Origin of the sequence: Janthinobacterium sp. 78, from assembly GCF_003096775.1 — a bacterium.
Lineage (GTDB): Bacteria > Pseudomonadota > Gammaproteobacteria > Burkholderiales > Burkholderiaceae_D > Janthinobacterium > Janthinobacterium tructae.
The window spans coordinates 3,803,158-3,821,546 of the sequence record NZ_QENT01000001.1 but is presented as its reverse complement, the minus strand read 5'-3'; the positions used below and the strand labels follow the sequence as shown (position 1 = coordinate 3,821,546).

The window sequence follows — 18,389 nt, the reverse complement described above, 5'->3', positions numbered from 1 at the left end:
ATTAGCACGCCAGTAAAAAATGGTCAGAATAATCAACAAAACTACATGAACCCGCCACGTAAACGCATCGCTATCATCGGCTCCGGCATTTCAGGTCTGGCCAGCGCCTATTTCCTCAATCGCAAGCACGACGTCGTGCTGTTCGAGGCCGCCGGCTATCTTGGCGGCCACACCAACACCGTGGATGTGACGCTGGAAGGGCGCTGCCACGGCGTCGATACGGGCTTTCTGGTCTATAACGAGCGCACCTATCCCAACCTTGTGGCGCTGTTCAACGAGCTGGGTGTCGACAGCATCGCCAGCGACATGTCGTTCGGCGTGTCCATGGACGGCGGAGCGCTGGAATGGGCAGGCTCCAGCCTCGATACCGTGTTTGCGCAGCGCCTCAATGCCGGCTCACCTTCCTTCCTGCGCATGCTGTGGGACATCCTGCATTTCAACCGCAACGCGGAGCGCTTTCTGCAATGCTCGAACCAGACAGTGCTGACGCTGGGACAGCTTCTGCAGCAGGAGGGCTATGGCGCGCGCTTCCGCGACGCCTACTTGCTGCCGATGGCGGCGGCAATATGGTCCAGTTCGCCAAGCGATATATTGCAATTTCCAGCGGCGACCTTTTTGCGTTTCTGTCTGAACCACGGTCTGTTGCAGGTCAACGACCGTCCGCAGTGGCGTACGGTCGCAGGCGGAGCCCGCCACTATGTCGACAAGATCGCCGCCACGCTGCCTGACATTCGTCTGAACACGCCGGTGCATTCCGTGCGGCGCAGCGCTGGCAGGATGCAGGTGTGGAGCAATAGCGCGGGCGCCGACGAGTTCGACGCCGTCGTGTTCGCTTCCCACGCGCCGACCACGCTGGCCATGTTGCACGACGCCAGCCAGACAGAGCGCGCTATCCTCGGCGGCGTGCGCTACCAGCCCAATACGGCCTACCTGCACACGGACACGAATCTTATGCCACGGCGGCGCAAGGTCTGGTCGGCCTGGAACTACCTGGCGGGCGCCCAGGCGGATGGACAGCGTCCCGTGTGCGTGAGCTACTGGCTGAACCAGCTGCAAGCATTGCCGTTCGAGGCACCGGTGATCGTGACGCTCAATCCGCACACCCTGCCGGCCGAGAGCAAACTGCTTGCCAAGTTCGACTACGCCCACCCGGTGATGGACCTGGCTACCGTGCGCGCACAGCAGCAGCTGGCGCAAATCCAGGGCAAGGGCGGTACGTGGTTCGCCGGCGCCTGGACCGGCTACGGCTTCCACGAAGACGGCCTGAAATCGGCACTGCGCATCGCCGCGGCATTCGACACGGCGCCAGCATGGAGTGTGCTGCCGTGAAGCAGCCTGCCGCTCAACTGTTGTACGGCCAGGTGACGCATGTGCGCCTGCGCCCGGCGCCGCACCGCTTCGTCTATCCGCTATTTTACGTGCGCTTGAACCTGGCCCGGCTGGACGAATGTGATACGCGCTGGTTCGGCGTGGACCGCTGGCGGCCGCTGTCGATATGGCGGCGTGATTATGGCCCGCGCGATGGCTCGAGTCTGGAACAATGGATGCGCGCTCTGCTGCGCGATCACCACATCGACGCCGACGGCGAAATCTGGCTGCAAACCTTTCCCCGTGTGGCTGGCTACGTGTTCAATCCCGTCAGTTTCTGGCATTGCCACGACGCTGCTGGCCAGCTGCGCGCCGTGCTGGCCGAGGTCAATAACACCTTCGGCGAAAGCCACCGCTACCTGATGCGTATCGCCCACACGGCCGGTGGCTCGGCCACGGCCACTGCCGACAAGCAGATGCACGTGTCGCCGTTCTGCGAGGTCAAGGGACAGTACCGCTTTCGCTTCCGCCTGGACGGTGCCAGCCACTGCACCGGGCTGGACTATCACGACGGTGACGGCGTGCTGTTGCGCACTGCGCTCAGCGGGCGTCCCGTGCCGATGACCGACAGCGCATTGGCTGGTGCCCTGCTGCGCTATCCGCTGCTGGGGCTGGGCATCGTGTTCCGCATTCACTGGCAGGCGTTCAGGCTCTGGCTGAAACACGTTCCGTTTTTCAGCAAGCCGCCTGCCCCCTCTCATCAAACCACCGTGCACCAGGAGACCGCCCGATGAATCGTACCTTGTCTACCGTCACGCTGTCCGCCCCCATCGGCGCACGGTTATTCCTCAGGCTACTGAACAATATCCGTCACGGACACCTGGAACTGATCACCCCCTGCGATACGCGCATGGTGTTCGGCGACGCCCATGCGGCTTCCGGAGCGACGCTCAAGCTGCACGACTGGCGCGCCTGCCAGCGCATCCTGCGCGCGGGTGACATCGGTTTTGCCGAGGCCTACGCGGCTGGCTGGGTCAGCACACCGGACCTGACCGCGCTGCTGCGCCTGGCGCTGCGCAACGAAGCGTCGCTGAACCAGCTGGTGTTCGGCGGCGCGCTGGCGCGCTGCTGGTACCGGCTGCGGCACTGGCTGCGCCCCAACACGCGCAAGGGCAGCATGCGCAACATCCACGCGCACTACGACATCGGCAACAACTTCTACCAGCTCTGGCTCGATCCCAGCTGGACGTATTCCAGCGCGCTGTTCGACGGCGACTACCAGCTGACGCTGCAGGATGCCCAGCGGCGCAAGTACCAGCGTATCATCGACACGCTACAGCTACGGCCCGGCCAGCGCGTGCTGGAAATCGGCTGCGGCTGGGGTGGCTTTGCTGAGCAGGCCGCGCAGCAAGGTATTCACGTGCATGGCGTGACGATTTCGCCGTCGCAGCTGGAGGTGGCGCAGCGCCGTGTGCAGGCGCTGGGGCTGAACGAACGCGTGCAGCTGGAGCTGTGCGATTACCGTGACCTGCGTGGCGAGTACGACGCCGTGGTGTCGATTGAAATGTTCGAGGCCGTGGGCGAGCAGTATTGGCCGCAGTATTTCCGCACCGTCGCGGCGCGGCTAAAGCCCGGTGCACAGGCGCTGGTACAGTCGATCACCATCGGCGAACAGCATTTTGCGCGCTACCGCAGCAGCACCGATTTCATCCAGCAGTACATTTTCCCCGGCGGAATGCTGCCCAGCGTCGAACGTTTCGAACGCCAGGCGGCCCGCAGCGGCCTGCGCCCAGTCGAACGCCACGCCTTCGGCCGCGACTACGCCGAAACGCTGCGCCGCTGGGATGCTCGCTGCCGCCTGCACCATCCGCAGATCGCGGGCCTGGGCTTCGACGAACCCTTCATGCGGATCTGGCATATGTACTTCGCCTATTGCGAAGCTGCCTTTGACGAGGGACGCACCGATGTTGTTCAATTCTTGCTCCAGAAGGCCTAGCCGGTCATGACGTCGCTGTGGCGCCTGGGCCAGCTCACGCTGATGTTCGGCATGCGCGCATGCGCCCCTTGAACCGGCCCATCGTCATCACTTACTTTTTGCTGGAAAAATGAACGATACTGAACCACTGCTGGCATGGTATGCCACGCTGACACCGGACACCGTTGGACGGGCGGGACAATTCTACGCGGCGGACGCGCAGTTTCGCGATCCGTTCAACGAGGTAGATGGCGTTGCAGCGATAGAGGCTATCCTGCGCCACATGTTTGTCCACACCGAGCAGCCGCGCTTCATCATCGGCGAGCGCGTGCGCTTCAATGCGGACGGCCTGGTCTTCCTGCACCGCGACTACTGGGATGCCGCCGAAGAGCTGCTGCAAAATCTGCCACTGATCGGCGCCCCGATCCGATGGCTGCGCGGCCGCTTCCGCGTGCCGCTGCCCGATGCAGCAACAAAGGGAGGGAAGGCATGAACGGGGCCAAGTCCATGACGCAGGGCGCATTACTTCAGTTGGCCGGCTGGATCGCGCTGACCGCCGCTTTTGCAGCCCTGGGCGCGTTCGCCTCCGTGCACGCGGCCGTGTTTTATGCGCAGCTGGACCGCCCCGGCTGGGCACCGCCCGCCTGGCTGTTCGGTCCCGTGTGGAGCTTGCTGTATCTGATGATGGCCATCGCCGCCTGGCGTATCGGCCGTACCGCTGCAAGCCGCGCCCACCCGGCGCTGCTGCTTTATCTGGCGCAGCTGGCGGTCAACGCACTGTGGAGCTGGCTATTCTTTGCCTGGCATCTGGGCGCGGCGGCGTTTGCGTGCATCGTTGTGTTGTGGCTGATGATCGCGGCGACCATCGTACTCTTCGGCCGCCGCGAACGCCTCGCCGCCATGCTGCTATGGCCCTATCTGGCTTGGGTCAGCTTCGCCGGGGGGCTGTGCTTCAGCATCTGGCAGCGCAACCCGTCCCTGCTCGGCTAAACGCTACAACGCACTACCAACAACAAGGAATTCCCATGACGAATGAAAAGCAGCTTGACTACCGGGTCGCCGGCACACCTGCCTCCGAACGCATACGCGCCCGCTTGATGGCAAGCGGTGTCCGTTTCCACGCCAACGACAATATCGCCGACTATATCGAAAGCGGCGAAATGGATGAACTGCTGGACGAGGTCAGCCTGCGCATGCAGGGCGTGCTCGAGAGTCTGGTGATCGACACCGCCAACGACCACAACTCGCAGGACACGGCGCGCCGCGTGGCCAAGATGTATTTGCTGGAAGTGTTCGGCGGGCGTTACATCCCCCCACCGCCCGTGACAGAATTTCCCAACGCCGCCAACCTGAACGAGCTGATGATCATCGGCCCGATCACCGTGCGCAGCGCCTGTTCGCACCACTTGTGCCCGGTCATGGGCAAAGTATGGATAGGTGTGATGCCCAACCAGCACTCCAACCTGATTGGCCTGTCGAAGTATGCGCGGCTGGCGGGATGGATCATGAGTCGCCCGCAGATCCAGGAAGAAGCCGTGGTCCAGTTGGCCGAACTGCTGCAGGAAAAGGTCAAGCCGGACGGTTTGGCCGTGATCATGGAGGCCGATCACTTCTGCATGCAGTGGCGTGGCGTCAAGGACAATGACGCGCGTATGATCAACAGCGTCATGCACGGTTCTTTCCTCAAGGACCCCGCGCTGCGGCGGGAGTTCCTCTCACTGATCAAACGCTGATACACCGTCCAAAGGAGTTCCCATGCTCGTCCGTTTACTGTATGCCAGCCGCGCCGCGGGCACTATCGATGTCGCTACCATCGGCGCCATCCTCCAGCAGTCCCGCCGCCACAATCCACCGAGCGGCATAACCGGCGTCCTGTGCCACAGCGAACGGTTTTACCTGCAGCTGATCGAAGGCGGACGCGAACAGGTCAATATCCTGTATGCCCGCATACTCGCCGATACACGACACACAGGCGTAACACTGCTGCACTACGAAGAAATAAGCGAGCGTCGCTACGCTGGCTGGACGATGGGACAGACCAACCTCGACAAGCTCAACCCGGGCACGCTGCTGCGGTACTCGATGCTTCCCGAGTTTGATCCGTTCGCGCTTGGCGGAGCCAGTTCGCTCTCGCTGGTCGACGAGCTGATGGCTGGTGCTGCGGTCCTTGGTCGGGCATAAGGGCGACGCGCCATCGCATCTGCACGGAAGCCGTCGAGACATCAGCCGCTTGCGGCGGGTTCATGTTCAATTTTGTTGCATTTAACTCGAAAACAGCCGAGTCTGTTCCCGCCTCACGGGGAGTTGGTGTGGTGATGAACTGGATTTGTAGCGGTATCTTCGGCGATTTTCGTCTGTTGTCTGGCGATTGCGCGATATAATCAGGCATTATAGGTTCATTATCGGTTCTATTTATGGTGCAATCTTTACTTCCTGCTCAGTCCGACAACAGTCAGCCTGTTCAATATCGCAGCGGGGTCGCCGCCAGACTTGCTGGCTTGCCGGTTGAAACGTTGCGGGTGTGGGAGCGTCGTTATGGCATCTCCGACACCGGCCGTAGCGCGCATGGCCAGCGTTTGTATTCCGAGGATCAGGTTCGTCGCCTGCGGCTGATGAAGCAACTGGTCGACCAGGGCCATCCAATTGGCGCGCTGGCGAAGCTGCAGTTGGAACAATTAGGCCAGTTTGCGTTGGTACCGGAGCCTGGCGCGCCTTTGCAGCCTGTGCGCCTTGCACTGATGGGCACGGCTCTGGCGCGACGCCTGGCCGTCGGCGGGCGAGAGTTACTGGCGCTCGATATCGTCGCCCACTTTCAGAATCTGGACGAGGCGGCAGCGACTTGGCCTGGCACCGGCGCGCAACTGTTGTTGATGGAAATATCGGAACTCGATGAGCGCGTGGTGCCGGCGATTGGCGCGCTGCGTCAAAAACTGGGGATGGCGGTGGTGGTGTTGTACCGTTTCGGCGCCAGCGCGACCATACGCCAGTTGCGCGCTCAGGGCTGCCTGGTGGCGCGCGTACCCAACGATGTTGCAGAAATAGTGTTGCTGTGCCAGGCGGCGCTGGCTGCGTTGCCCTTGGCGCAAGCGCAGCTTGTGCGGCAGCGCCCGGCGGCGCCGGCCCCGCGCCGCTTCGACGACCGGGCGTTGGCGGAGCTGGCGGCGGCCAGCAGTACGGTCCACTGTGAATGCCCGCGCCATCTGACGGAGATTCTGTTGATGATCAACAGTTTCGAGCGTTACAGCGAACAATGCTCGTCGCGCAATGTGGCCGACGCGCTGTTGCATGAGCAGTTGGGGCACGCCGCCGCTACTGCCCGCATGGTCCTGGAGGAAGCGCTGTTGCGGCTTGCTCGGGCGGAGGCCCTGCCTTTGCCGGCGGGCCTGTAAGCGCAAAGTCATCACTTAGAGCCTATCCCAGTAGGTGAATACATCCCCTGCTGGCGCCCCTCAGAAGCGGGGACGGCGTTGATCGTCGTCGCGTGGCTCGCCACGCGTCCTCCTCACGCCTTGTCCGCGCTCCTGATGAACTGCCAACAGAAGACGCTCCCTACTGGGATAGGCTCTTATCAGGAGCACCATGCCGTATTGCACCATCACGAAAGCACAATGCTGCCCGCACATTTCATGGCACTCGCCAGCCTGGCGCATGTCGATGAGCACGGGAAAGGTGCTGCGCTTGCAGCCGGGAAAGTTGCTGCGCAGCAGACTGAGCATCTCATGATGAACTCTTCTCGCATCGCCATCATTGGCGCCGGCATCGCCGGTCTGGCCTGTGCCACGGCCTTGAATCAGGCTGGCTTCCAGGTCACTCTGTTTGACAAGAGCCGCGGCGCGGGAGGGCGCATGAGCACACGGCGCGGTGCCGACTGGCAATGCGACCATGGCGCACAGTATTTTACTGCGCGCAACCCTGAATTCCGCGCCGAGGTGGGCCGCTGGCAGCGGGCCGGCGTGGCTGCGCATTGGCAGCTGCAGCTGCGCGGCCTCGATGCCGACGGATGCAGCGGCGGTGCACCGGTCGAGCGCTTTGTCGGCGTCCCGCGCATGTCATCTATCGGCGCGTGGCTGGCCGCAGATCTGGCATTGCAGACAGGGATGGCGATCAGTGCGTTGCAACGTGAAGACAACGCTTGGCGCTTGCATGTGCAGGATGAGGGGCCACTTGCGCATCGCTATGACATGGTAGTGCTTGCGGTGCCGGCGCCGCAGGCGGTGCCACTGCTGGGCCAGGTGGCGCCATTGCAGGCCGCGCTGGCGGCCGGGACAACTATGGCAGGCTGCTGGGCAATGATGCTGGATTATGCGCAGCCGTTGGCATTGGACTTCAATGCGGCTTTCCTCAACGCCGGTCCGCTGCGCTGGGTGGCACGCGACAGCGCCAAGCCTGGCCGTAGCGGTCGCGAAAGCTGGCTGTTGCATGCCAGTACCGAATGGAGCGAGGCGCACATTGAGCTCGATGCCGATAGTGTTGCCGCGCAGCTGCTTGCAGCCTTCATCAGTTTGGGCGGGCAGGTGCCGCAACGCTGGAGCGTACACCGTTGGCGCTATGCCAGTACGCCGCAGGCGCGTAACGATGTCTGCATATGGGAGGCAGGGCAGGGTCTGGGTATCTGCGGCGATTGGTTGAACGGTGGCACAGTGGAGGCTGCCTGGCTTAGCGGTCATGCACTGGCGCAACGCATCATTGCCGGCGCCGCTTAAGCGCGGTGCGCTGCGTACTACCAGGGGAGGCGCGTGCCGTCGTATGCCAGGAATGTGCCGCTGTCAGACGGCCTCAGGGTGTTTAGTACGGTGAGCATGTCGCTGGCGGCGTCATGCGCCGGCCGTCCGATAAGCTCACCGCGAAATGGCCGCGACAAGCGAGAGTTGACGGTGCCCGGATGCAGCGCGACCAGCACGCTGTGCTTCTGGCTACGCGCCAATTCAATGGCTGCCGTCTTGACCAGCATGTTGAGCGCGGCCTTCGAAGCGCGGTAGCTGTACCAGCCGCCTAGCTGATTGTCGCCTATGCTGCCCACTTTCGCCGATAACATGGCCATGATGGCGCGTTCACCATCGAGCAGCGGCAAGAAATGGCGCATGAGCAGTGCCGGCCCCATGGTGTTGGTCTGGAAAATTACCTGCATCTGCTGATAATTGAGGTCCGCCAGGCGCTTCTCCGGCATGAGATTGCCGTCGTGCAGCATGCCTGCGGCGTTGATGATCAGGTGATAGGGCGGCTTGGTGGCAAGTTCTCGTGCTGCCTCGGCAATGCTGTTTTCGTCGGCAAAGTCGAGTCGTGGTGTCGAATGGCGATGCAGGCCGCCTACAGATGCGCAGCGTGGCATGGCGCCCAACAGGTCGACGAATGCGGCGCCGATCGCGCCCGACGCGCCAAGCACTAGCGCGTGAAACTGATCAGGAAGACTGGGCATCATGGCATGCTGCTCCATTCAAGGGTGGGGGTGTACCTATCTGTTTCCTGACATGGTTCCTGGCACGCCATCTTGACCTAGCTTAGCGCCCTGCATCGTAGGTGTCCAGCGTGGTGTGCGCCTGTCTGATAAAAAAGCGGTTCATTATCGGTTCTTGCATCGAGATATGCTACTGCCAGCATGCGCTTTCACCATGAGGGCGCCTGTTCTACCCGGGTGGTACCGTGCCGACATCGATGCCAGGACTGACACTACAGTGGCTTGGCAGTGCCGCATTGTCTGACTAGCCACTGGAGGCTGGGACGCAGGCGCAAGAAGCCACGATACAGCAACTCCAGCAGCGTTTGCACGCCGGGCAATGCGCCCAATTTTCCCAGCCAGCGCCAGGCCGGGTATAGCCGCCATAGTGCAACGAACGCCGCTGCGCCGCTCAGCATGGTGCCATCCTTCGTTTGCACATGAAATCTCGCCATCAACTCCTGGCAACTGCAACCGTCCATTGCGCTCAGCTTGGAATCGCTGACATCGACCCATTCGATGGGGGTCGTCGGCACGGCACCTTGATAGAGGCTGATTTCCCAACGGCACAAAGGACAGGAGCCATCAAAAAAAACGGTTGTCGTATTGCCGTTTTCGGCAGGTTTGAGCATGACTTGACCTCTTTAGGTAGTGAGTACTTGTTGTGATGAACCTACCTTGAACCTATATTTATTGGACTATGCGGTTCATTATAGCTACAATCTCAGCATACTTGCTAGTGCGACGATCAGCGCCGCACAACATTGACAAACAAAGAGGGTTGCATGAACAAGCTAGCATTGAAGGCGGCTGTGGCCGACGAGCTGGAGTGGGCGCGTCAAATGAGCCGGGGCCGCACCCCGCGCCTCGTTGCTTGCCTCGCTTACGCTGGCCTGATACCGTTCCTTGCCTTATTGGCGGCGAGTTGGCTCGATACGCCGCGTAGCGGTGTCTGGCAGCAATTATCAGTGCAATACGGCGCTGTGATCCTCAGTTTTGTAGGCGCTCTGCATTGGGGTTTCGCCATGAGCGTGCAATTCGTCAGTGATCGCAAGCGCAACGTCTGCTTTGCCTGGAGTGTGATTCCTGCCTTGCTGGCCTGGTTGGCCTTGGCGCTTGACCCGCTTGCGGGCAGTGCCTTGCTGGCCACCGGCTTTGGCGTCCATTACTTTCAGGACTGGCGGCTATTCAGGCATGCCGGGTTGCCCATCTGGTATTTGCCGCTGAGGTTGCAATTGTCTGTCGTCGCTGCTGCGAGCCTGCTCGCCACCAGCTTCGCCAGCCAGGCATGAGGCAAGGCAGGGTGAGCCATCAGGCCGCTGGTCGCCCGGCTTTCATCGGCGAAAACAAGAAACGCTGCTTCACCAACGGTTGGCAAACAGAGAGGCAGTTGCCGTCCTGCATCAATTGACACTTTTCAGAATAATCCTGTCTTTCCGCGCTGCGTATCCATTGCGAGAAATTAAATGTTGCAAATTTAAAATTTGCAACGCCTATCTGCTCGCCAAAGACGTTGCCGCAAAGAATCATCATTGATCGGACAAGGGCGTCCTTATCGCTCTGTCCTGCAAACCACATAAAGACTTGAATGAACAATTCCACTCAAACCGTCGGCACCCGCCTGGCAATAGGTTTCGGCATCACTTTCGCGCTGACAATCGTACTCGCCGGCCTGGCCATGAATCGAGTCGGCAGCATCGATCAGACGCTCAGCCGCGTCAACGATGTCAATAACGTTAAACAGCGCCACGCGATCAACTTCCGCGGCAGCGTCCACGACCGTGCGATTGCCGTGCGCGACGTGGTGCTGGCCACTGACGCCGCCGCCGTGCAGGTGCAGGTGAACAAAATCAAGGCGCTTGATGACAAGTACCAGCAATCGGCGGCCCCCCTTGATGCCTTGTTTGCCGGTGCCGTGACTGCCGATGAAAAAGCAGCCTTGAGCAGTATCAAGGACACCGAGCGCCGCGTGCAACCGTTGATCGCCAAGGTGATCGAGTTGCGTAGTGCCGAGCAATTTGCGCAGGCTTCCAGCCTGCTGGCGCAACAGGTCGGCCCGGCCTTCGTAGACTGGTTGGCATCGGTGAATAAACTGATCGACCTGGAAGAAAAGATGAGCCAGGACGCTACCGCCGGCGCCCGCGCGCTGAGCAGCAGCTTCTTCACCTGGATGCTACTGCTGTGTTCGGTTGCCATTGCCGCCGGGGTAAGCAGTGCCTGGTATATCGGTCGCGGGCTGCTGCAGCAGCTCGGAGGACAACCGGATTATGCGGTCAGTATCGTTACGCGCATCGCTGCTGGCGACCTGTCCGTCGCGATTCACACAGCGAAAGACGACCACAGCAGCCTGCTGTTCGCCATGAAAAAAATGCGCGACAACCTGGTCGGGATCGTGGCGCAGGTGCGGACCGGCACCGAAACAATTTTCAACGCTTCGACCGAGATCGCAGCCGGAAACTTTGATCTCTCATCGCGCACCGAGCGCCAGGCAGGAACGCTTGAAGAGACCGCATCGTCCCTGGAAGAATTAACCAGCACCGTGCGTCAGAATGCCGACAATGCACGGCAGGCCAATGTACTGGCCGAGTCCGCATCCGAAGTTGCGGTACGTGGCGGGGCCGTGGTGGCGCAAGTGGTCGAGACTATGGCTGCAATCAACGAATCGTCAAAGAAAATTGTCGACATCATCGGCGTGATTGACTCGATTGCCTTTCAGACCAATATCCTGGCGCTGAATGCCGCCGTGGAAGCGGCGCGCGCCGGGGAGCAGGGCCGCGGCTTTGCTGTCGTGGCAACCGAGGTGCGTAACCTGGCTCAGCGTTCGGCCTCGGCCGCCAGCGAAATCAAGGCCTTGATCGGCAGTTCGGTGCAGCGGGTAGACATCGGCGCACGCCTGGTTGACGATGCTGGCACCACGATGGAAGAGATTGTGCGTAGCGTAAAACGCGTAACCGACATCATGGCAGAGATCAGCCTGGCCAGTCAGGAACAAAGCACCGGCATCGAATCGGTCAACCAGGCCGTAGGCGAGATGGATGAAGCGACCCAACAGAACGCCGCCATGGTCGAACAAGCCAGCAGCGCCGCCGCATCGCTGCAGAAAGAAGCGCAGATGCTTGCCGAGGTGGTCGGCGTTTTCCAGCTCACCGCCGATCCCGAAGGTCGCCGCAATACCAGTCATGTCGCCATCAAGGCGCCTCTCTCGCGGGCCGCCTTCAAGCCGGCAGTGAGCCGCTTGGCCGCGTGACCGCTCGCGGTGGGCGAAAAACAGGGGCGCGACTTGACGCTCACGGCCAGCTTTCTTGAAAACTTGCCGTCAATGCTGATGCACCCCTGGAATAATTTTTGGAGAGTAGCATGACATCGGCAATTGCTAGCTCGACAGCGCCGGGTTCCGGGTGTTGTTGATCAGCTGTGCGCGGCATCGTCAAGAACGGGCGGGGGTGACGTCGCTCCCACTTGGATATTGTCAATATTGAATGATTCTCCGTGGCCGCATACATGCCGTGCTATTCTCCTGCGCCCATTTCAAGGCCAAAAATGGCCGTTCTGGCCCGGCGCCATCAGATATTTGCTGTCTTATATAAGATTCGTCGCCATCGGATACACAAACAGCGGCAGGACAGTCTAAAATACGTGGTGGGCAAGCACGGCGTCACCGCCGGCACACTAGCCGTCCAAAGCAAGGCTAACCGTCCTGTGTTTGGAATGAAGAAAGTTAACCACCAGGCATCACCGCATACAAGGGAATGAACATGGCAACACAAAAATCCAAAATCATCTACACGCTGACTGACGAGGCGCCGCTGCTCGCGACGTATTCCCTGCTGCCAATTATCAAAAAATTCACCGCGCCGGCTGGCGTGGATATCGTCGCCACGGATATTTCGGTGGCGTCGCGTGTACTGGCCGAATTTCCCGAATTCCTGACGGACGCGCAAAAAGTCCCGAATACTCTGGCTGAACTGGGCAAATTGACCCAGAATCCAGACACCAACATCATCAAATTGCCGAACGTCAGCGCTTCCCAAGGTCAATTGATCGCTTGCGTGCGCGAATTGCAAAGCCGTGGCTACAAGCTGCCGGACTATCCGGAAGACGCGAAGACGGAAGAAGAAAAAGCCTTGAAGGCCCGTTTCGGCAAGTGCATCGGCAGCTCCGTCAATCCGGTCTTGCGTGAAGGCAATTCCGACCGCCGCGCACCGAAGGCTGTCAAAGAGTATGCACGCAAGCACCCGCATTCGATGGGCGAGTGGAGCCAGGCGTCGCAAACCCACGTCTCGCACATGCATCATGGCGACTTCTACCATGGCGAAAAATCGCTGACCCTGGAAAAGGCCCGCGATGTCAAGATGGAACTGGTCACGGCCTCGGGCAAGACCATCGTGCTGAAACCGAAGGTTGCGCTGAAAGCGGGCGAAATCATCGACAGCATGTTCATGAGCAAGAAAGCGCTGCTGGAGTTCTACGAGAAGGAAATCGACGACGCCTTCAAGACGGGCGTGATGTTCTCGCTGCACGTCAAGGCGACCATGATGAAGGTCTCGCACCCGATCGTCTTCGGCCACTGCGTGCGCATTTTCTACAAGGACGCGTTCGCCAAGCACGCCGAACTGTTCGACAAGCTGGGCGTGAATGTCAACAATGGCATGAGCAACCTGTACGACAAGATCGAGACCCTGCCAGCGTCGCAAAAAGATGAAGTGCTGAAAGATTTGCACGCCTGCCACGCGAATCGTCCGGAACTGGCCATGGTCGACTCGGCCAAGGGTATCACCAACTTCCATTCGCCGAACGACATCATCGTCGACGCGTCCATGCCAGCCATGATCCGTATCGGCGGCAAGATGTGGGGCGCCGACGGCCGTCCGAAAGACGTCAAGGCAGTCATGCCGGAATCGACTTTCGCGCGGATCTACCAGGAAATGATCGGTTTCTGCAAATGGCATGGCAACTTCGATCCGAAGACCATGGGCACCGTGCCGAACGTGGGCCTGATGGCGCAGCAAGCGGAAGAGTACGGTTCGCACGACAAGACCTTTGAAGTGCCGGAAGGTGGCACCGCCAACATCACCGACCTGGAAACGGGCGAAGTGCTGCTGACGCAAACGGTCGAAGAGGGCGATATCTGGCGCATGTGCCAGGTCAAGGACGCACCGATCCGCGACTGGGTCAAGCTGGCCGTGACGCGTGCGCGCAACTCGGGCATGCCGGCCGTGTTCTGGCTCGATTCCTACCGTCCGCACGAGAACGAAGTGATCAAGAAGGTACAGGTTTACCTGAAGGAACACGACACGAGCGGCCTGGAAATCCAGATCATGTCGCAGACGCGCGCCATGCGCTACACGCTGGAACGCGCCTTCCGCGGCCTGGACACCATCTCGGTGACCGGCAACATCCTGCGCGACTACCTGACCGATTTGTTCCCGATCCTGGAACTGGGCACGTCCGCCAAGATGCTGTCGATCGTGCCGCTGATGGCCGGTGGCGGCATGTACGAAACGGGCGCCGGCGGTTCGGCACCGAAACACGTCAAGCAACTGGTGGAAGAAAACCATTTGCGCTGGGATTCGCTGGGTGAATTCCTGGCCCTGGCCGTGTCGCTGGAAGACATGGGCATCAAGACGGGCAATGCGAAGGCCAAAATCCTCGCGAAAACCCTCGATGAAGCCACCGGCAAGCTGCTGGACAACAACAAGTCGCCATCGCCACGTACCGGCGAGCTCGACAACCGCGGCAGTCATTTCTACCTGGCCATGTACTGGGCGCAAGCCCTGGCAGCGCAGAAGGACGATGCGGAACTGGCAGCGCACTTCGCGCCAGTGGCCAAAGCCCTGGCCGACAACGAAGAAAAGATCGTTGCCGAGCTGAAAGCGGTACAAGGCAAGGAAACGGATATCGGCGGCTACTACCTGCCTGATCCGGCGAAGACGGAAGCGGTGATGCGTCCTAGCGCCAGCCTGAATGCGGTGCTCGACAGCATCTGATGCAGTCCTGACAGGCGGTAAGTTCTTTGCTGCCTGACAAAAAAACGCCGCCGGGAGCAATCCCGGCGGCGTTTTTTTATGGTCCCCTGCCTTTATTTGTAGTGCTGGTAGACCGTAGTGCCATTGGCTTTCACCAGGAACACGTCGTAGGGATCGTTGCGGGGTCCTTCCATGCCTGGCGAGCCCATCGGCATGGCCGGCACGGCCAGGCCTTTCGCCTGGGGTTTCTCACGCAGCAGGCGCTTGATGTCGGTGGCGGGCACGTGGCCTTCGATGGCGTAGCCGTTGACGATGCCCGTGTGGCAGGAGCCGAACTGGTCGGGTATGCCGGCGCGCTGGCGATATTGCGCCGGCATCTCGACGTTCCTGGCGCGCACGGTAAAACCGTTCGCTTCCAGGTGCTTGACCCATGCGGTGCAGCAGCCGCACGACGCGCTTTTGTAGACGTCGATGACGGGCAGGGCCGCGATGGCGAACGTGGGCAAGCCCAGCATGGCGGCGCAGGCGCCGCGCAATAAGAAATGTTTGATCATGTGCTGCTTTCAGACGGAGTTGGTCTATCGTGGCCACACGGGTGGCCTGCTTGGGACGAGCTTGGACTTTAAGCGGAAAGCGGTCGCGGCGGCCGGCGCGGGCCGTCAGGAATGAATCCTGTCAGCAAGGTGGCCGTTGCGATGGTGACTTGTTGCGCGCCGGTGCAGGCTGCGGCAGGCAGGGAAAGGCAGGGCGGCATCAGCGCGCCCAGGCAAAAGTTCGCGCAGACGCCGCACGCGGGGTGCTTGGCAGGGGTCGTGTTTTCTTCTTGCGTGCCGGCGCTGTGGGCGACGGCGGATGACTGCGCAGCGTGATGCTGGCAGTTCGCTGCCAGCATGGCGGCAGGCAAGGCAGCGAGCGGCGCGCACGCACGCGTGACGCCGCTTGCTGCCGCTTGCAGCGGCACCGCCGTGATCAGCAGCAGGATCAGCCATGTTTTGAACAGTTTTAGCATCGCCGGAAAGTATAGCATAGGGGGCATTGTCGCCAGAAGCAGGCACTCTCCAAGTCATCCTCAGGAGGGGTTACTTAGCGCTCGGTGGCGCCCGCCTTCGATTTGTACATGGCCCGGTCCGCATTGCGCAGCAGCAGCTGCATGGTATCGCCGTCGTCCGGGTAGTGCGCGACGCCGATGCTGACGCTGATGCGCAGGTGGCGACCATCGTCGAGCCGCAGCGGGGTGGCCAGCGCCGCGTGGATTTTCCGTTCGATCAGCATCACATCGAGCGACAGCGGATTGTTTTCCAATAGCACGACGAATTCATCGCCGCCCAGGCGGGCCAGGGTATCGGTCTCGCGCAGGCAAGCCCTGATCCGGCTTGCCACGGCCTGCAGCAGCAAGTCGCCGCAGGCATGGCCGTAGCGGTCATTGATTAATTTGAAACGGTTCAGGTCAAGAAACAGCAGCGACAGCCGGCCATCATGGCGTTGGGCACGCGCAAACGCGGTCTGCAGGCGGTCATGGAACAGGCGCCGATTCGGCAGGCGGGTCAGTTCATCGTGCATGGCCATGAAGTGCATGCGGCTCTGCAGTTGCTTGCGCTCGATGGCGATGGCAAGTTGCTTGGCGACGAATTGCAGCAAATCGAGCTCGTGTTCGTTGCCTGTGGCATCTCCCTGGCCGCTTTGCAATACCAGCACGCCGATGATGCCGCGCGACGACTGCAGCGGGACGGCGAGCCAGTACTCCTGCAGGTCGCCAGCGGCAGCCTGCAAGGCGGGCGGCAAGCCAGCCAGCTGGCCGGGTTCGATCAGCAAGGCGCGGCCGCTGCGCTGCACTTCTTCGCACAGCAGGCCCGCCAGCGCGGCGTGCGTTGCGGGCGCGCCGTCCAGCCCCTGCTGCGCATGGTGCAAGTGCTGGCCGTGCTCGTCGCGCAGGGAGACTGTCAGGCCGCAGGCGGGCAGCAGTTCGCAGACGATCTGGTGGATGCGCTGGAGCAGGGCCGGCAGTTCCTCGGTCGCATGCGCCGCCTCGGAGATGGCGTATAGCGCCGCCTGCTTCGCCTGCGTCTGTTTCAGCGTCGTGATATCGCGCGCCACTGCCACGCGCAGCTGGTCGGTGGCGGACCAGCGGGCCGACCACATGATGTGCGCGACTCGCCCGTCTTTCCTGGTGTAGCGGTTTTCAAAGTGGACCTGGGCATGGCCGTTCATGATGGCCTGTGCCGCCGCGATGGTGCGCTGACGATCGGCTGGCGCGACCAGGTCGAGCATGACCATGCCGATCATTTCTTCCTGGGTGTAGCCGAAGATACGTTCGCAGGCGGCGCTGACAAAGACAAAGCGGCCCTTGACATCGACCATGCACACGGCGTCGAGCAGCAAATCGGTGAAGCTGGCGACCGGCGCGCTAATCAAATGTTTCATATGTTCACTATTCTAGTGGACATTGCCGATCGATATTGAAATTGTTGTTTTTAGAAAACAAAGAGTGTTGATCGCGGCTTGCCGGGCCGGCAGCGACGGCGGCATGCCGATGCGTGTCACTGCGGAGCAGGTAGTCGGCGCCAGCCTGTCAATCATCGACGACAAACGCGTCCGGATCGAGTGGATCCAGCGTGACGATGGCGCCGCTGCCCGGCGCGCCGCCGCTCTGGCTGAGGCGTGCATGCAGCTGGGCCAGATAGTCGGCGCGGCAGCGGCGCAGCGCGTAGTCGCGGAAGTTGTCCTGTTCCAGGGTGCGCCAGGCGCGTTCGCGTCCTTGCGCCGAGCGCACGCCGGCCAGTTCGATGAGCGAGGGCGTGATGCCGGCGTCGCCGCGAGCGAGGCGCGTGTAGCCGTAGCGGTCCATATACGGGCCGGCGAGCGTTTCGATGAGGTTGATCTCGTCGTCTGACAGTTGCTGCCTGAATTTGTCGATGTTGGCCGTGATCGGTGCATGGCAGTTGGCCGACCACAGCGACGACAACTGTGCGATCTGCCGCGCTTCGGCCGACGCCGCCACGTCCAGCATCTGCAGCAGGAAGGCGATGCCGAGAAAGTCACATACCGTTTCGAGCGTCTCGTGTTGCCGCGACAGGAAATCTTCATAGCGTATCGTCAGCACACGCTGAGGATAGCGCTGCACGACATGGTCGGCAGCCGCATGCGCGGCCAGCCAGGTCCGGGCATTGAGCAGCGTGTCGAAATCGTGGATGATGGCGCGGTTCATCGACGCCACTTGCGCGCGCGGATCGCGCACCACGTTCAGAAACAGCATGTCCGGATACAGCCGCACGATGTCGTCGGCGTAGTGCACGCTGTCGAGCGACTTGTCCATCACCACCTGCGCCTGGCGGCGTTCGCCCGCGCGCAGCAGCAGCTCCCATGCCACGCGGTGGATGCTGCGCGGCTGGCCGCGCAGCGTTTCGAACACTTCCACCGGATCGAAGACGACTCCGGGCCACTTGACCATGCTGACCGCCGCCAGGCCCACCACATCGACCACCAGGCGAAAGTAGGCGCGGTCGTCGCGCAAGTCGCCGTACAGGGGCAGCAGCGGCATCATATCGACCAGGTGCAGCGGATACGGTGAATAGAACTGGGGAGACAGGTTCAGGCGCAGGCGCAGGGCATGGCTGCCGCAGCGGCGCAGGGGGATCATCATGACAGGGCGCGGGCGTGCGCCGTCGGCGGGGTAGTGGCTGCTCATCGCATCATTCCTCGAACAGGT

The 18,389-nt window shown here is 61.4% G+C and carries 19 protein-coding genes; 12 read left to right on the top strand and 7 right to left on the bottom strand.

All coding sequences use genetic code 11. The annotated features are described in order from the left end of the window. Positions 1 to 45 precede the first annotated feature (45 nt). The 9 genes from C8C92_RS16790 (at position 46) to C8C92_RS16745 (ending at position 7,986) form a co-directional block, all read left to right on the top strand. Positions 46 to 1,329 carry an FAD-dependent oxidoreductase gene (locus C8C92_RS16790; RefSeq protein ID WP_116744658.1) on the top strand — a complete coding sequence of 428 codons (1,284 nt, stop codon included), beginning with the start codon at positions 46 to 48 and terminating at the stop codon, positions 1,327 to 1,329. Further along, entirely contained in the window at positions 1,326 to 2,102 is a 777-nt protein-coding gene (locus tag C8C92_RS16785) for a DUF1365 domain-containing protein (RefSeq protein WP_116744657.1), read from the top strand. Before C8C92_RS16790 ends, C8C92_RS16785 begins: the two co-directional genes overlap by 4 nt. Further along, positions 2,099 to 3,304 carry a cyclopropane-fatty-acyl-phospholipid synthase family protein gene (locus tag C8C92_RS16780; RefSeq protein ID WP_116744656.1) on the top strand — a complete coding sequence of 402 codons (1,206 nt, stop codon included), beginning with the start codon at positions 2,099 to 2,101 and terminating at the stop codon, positions 3,302 to 3,304. Before C8C92_RS16785 ends, C8C92_RS16780 begins: the two co-directional genes overlap by 4 nt. 109 nt (positions 3,305 to 3,413) lie before the next feature. Next, positions 3,414 to 3,776 carry a nuclear transport factor 2 family protein gene (locus C8C92_RS16775; RefSeq protein ID WP_116744655.1) on the top strand — a complete coding sequence of 121 codons (363 nt, stop codon included), beginning with the start codon at positions 3,414 to 3,416 and terminating at the stop codon, positions 3,774 to 3,776. Further along, the gene (locus C8C92_RS16770; protein WP_207781018.1) at positions 3,773 to 4,273 is read left to right on the top strand and encodes a TspO/MBR family protein; all 501 of its coding nucleotides are present in this window, start codon (positions 3,773 to 3,775) and stop codon (positions 4,271 to 4,273) included. Before C8C92_RS16775 ends, C8C92_RS16770 begins: the two co-directional genes overlap by 4 nt. A 35-nt stretch (positions 4,274 to 4,308) precedes the next feature. Continuing rightward, positions 4,309 to 5,016 carry a GTP cyclohydrolase I gene (locus tag C8C92_RS16765; RefSeq protein ID WP_116744653.1) on the top strand — a complete coding sequence of 236 codons (708 nt, stop codon included), beginning with the start codon at positions 4,309 to 4,311 and terminating at the stop codon, positions 5,014 to 5,016. Positions 5,017 to 5,038: 22 nt separating this feature from the next. Beyond that, on the top strand, positions 5,039 to 5,464 hold the full coding sequence (locus tag C8C92_RS16760; protein WP_116744652.1) for a BLUF domain-containing protein: 426 nt from the start codon (positions 5,039 to 5,041) through the stop codon (positions 5,462 to 5,464). A gap of 233 nt (positions 5,465 to 5,697) precedes the next feature. Next, a complete protein-coding gene (locus tag C8C92_RS16755) occupies positions 5,698 to 6,672 on the top strand; it encodes a MerR family transcriptional regulator (protein WP_116744651.1) in 975 nt (324 codons plus the stop codon). Between the two features lie 237 nt (positions 6,673 to 6,909). Beyond that, the gene (locus C8C92_RS16745) at positions 6,910 to 7,986 is read left to right on the top strand and encodes an FAD-dependent oxidoreductase (protein WP_347708473.1); all 1,077 of its coding nucleotides are present in this window, start codon (positions 6,910 to 6,912) and stop codon (positions 7,984 to 7,986) included. A 17-nt stretch (positions 7,987 to 8,003) separates the two neighbouring features. Here C8C92_RS16745 and C8C92_RS16740 read toward each other — a convergent pair whose 3' ends face one another. Both C8C92_RS16740 and C8C92_RS16735 read right to left on the bottom strand, forming a co-directional pair. Further along, on the bottom strand, positions 8,004 to 8,699 hold the full coding sequence (locus C8C92_RS16740; RefSeq protein ID WP_116746001.1) for an SDR family NAD(P)-dependent oxidoreductase: 696 nt from the start codon (positions 8,697 to 8,699) through the stop codon (positions 8,004 to 8,006). 251 nt (positions 8,700 to 8,950) lie between these two features. After that, positions 8,951 to 9,349 (bottom strand): DUF393 domain-containing protein, encoded by a 399-nt coding sequence (locus C8C92_RS16735; RefSeq protein ID WP_116744649.1) that lies wholly within the window; start codon positions 9,347 to 9,349, stop codon positions 8,951 to 8,953. Positions 9,350 to 9,502: 153 nt separating this feature from the next. On the opposite strand from C8C92_RS16735, the gene C8C92_RS16730 reads away from it, so the two are divergent. Then, positions 9,503 to 10,009, top strand: coding sequence for a DUF3429 domain-containing protein (locus tag C8C92_RS16730; RefSeq protein ID WP_243420251.1), 507 nt, complete (start codon positions 9,503 to 9,505; stop codon positions 10,007 to 10,009). Between the two features lie 19 nt (positions 10,010 to 10,028). Here C8C92_RS16730 and C8C92_RS16725 read toward each other — a convergent pair whose 3' ends face one another. Continuing rightward, positions 10,029 to 10,313: a hypothetical protein gene (locus C8C92_RS16725; protein WP_133250777.1), complete on the bottom strand. Its 285-nt coding sequence runs from the start codon at positions 10,311 to 10,313 to the stop codon at positions 10,029 to 10,031. Between C8C92_RS16725 and C8C92_RS27955 the strand changes: the two genes are divergently transcribed. Together C8C92_RS27955 and C8C92_RS16715 are read left to right on the top strand one after the other, a co-directional pair. Next, on the top strand, positions 10,306 to 11,964 hold the full coding sequence (locus C8C92_RS27955) for a methyl-accepting chemotaxis protein (RefSeq protein ID WP_116744647.1): 1,659 nt from the start codon (positions 10,306 to 10,308) through the stop codon (positions 11,962 to 11,964). The two genes, C8C92_RS16725 and C8C92_RS27955, sit on opposite strands and share 8 nt — an antisense overlap. A 508-nt stretch (positions 11,965 to 12,472) precedes the next feature. Further along, on the top strand, positions 12,473 to 14,704 hold the full coding sequence (locus tag C8C92_RS16715; protein ID WP_116745999.1) for an NADP-dependent isocitrate dehydrogenase: 2,232 nt from the start codon (positions 12,473 to 12,475) through the stop codon (positions 14,702 to 14,704). 92 nt (positions 14,705 to 14,796) lie between these two features. On the opposite strand, the gene C8C92_RS16710 is transcribed toward C8C92_RS16715, so the two are convergent. From C8C92_RS16710 to C8C92_RS16695, 4 genes are all read right to left on the bottom strand, one after another. Continuing rightward, complete coding sequence (locus C8C92_RS16710) at positions 14,797 to 15,198, bottom strand: DUF411 domain-containing protein (RefSeq protein WP_243420416.1); 402 nt, start codon at positions 15,196 to 15,198, stop codon at positions 14,797 to 14,799. Between the two features lie 107 nt (positions 15,199 to 15,305). Then, positions 15,306 to 15,692, bottom strand: coding sequence for a hypothetical protein (locus C8C92_RS16705; protein ID WP_133250776.1), 387 nt, complete (start codon positions 15,690 to 15,692; stop codon positions 15,306 to 15,308). A 74-nt stretch (positions 15,693 to 15,766) separates the two neighbouring features. Beyond that, complete coding sequence (locus tag C8C92_RS16700) at positions 15,767 to 17,104, bottom strand: diguanylate cyclase (protein ID WP_116744644.1); 1,338 nt, start codon at positions 17,102 to 17,104, stop codon at positions 15,767 to 15,769. Positions 17,105 to 17,252: 148 nt separating this feature from the next. Continuing rightward, complete coding sequence (locus C8C92_RS16695) at positions 17,253 to 18,368, bottom strand: sulfotransferase (protein ID WP_116744643.1); 1,116 nt, start codon at positions 18,366 to 18,368, stop codon at positions 17,253 to 17,255. Positions 18,369 to 18,389 lie beyond the last annotated feature (21 nt).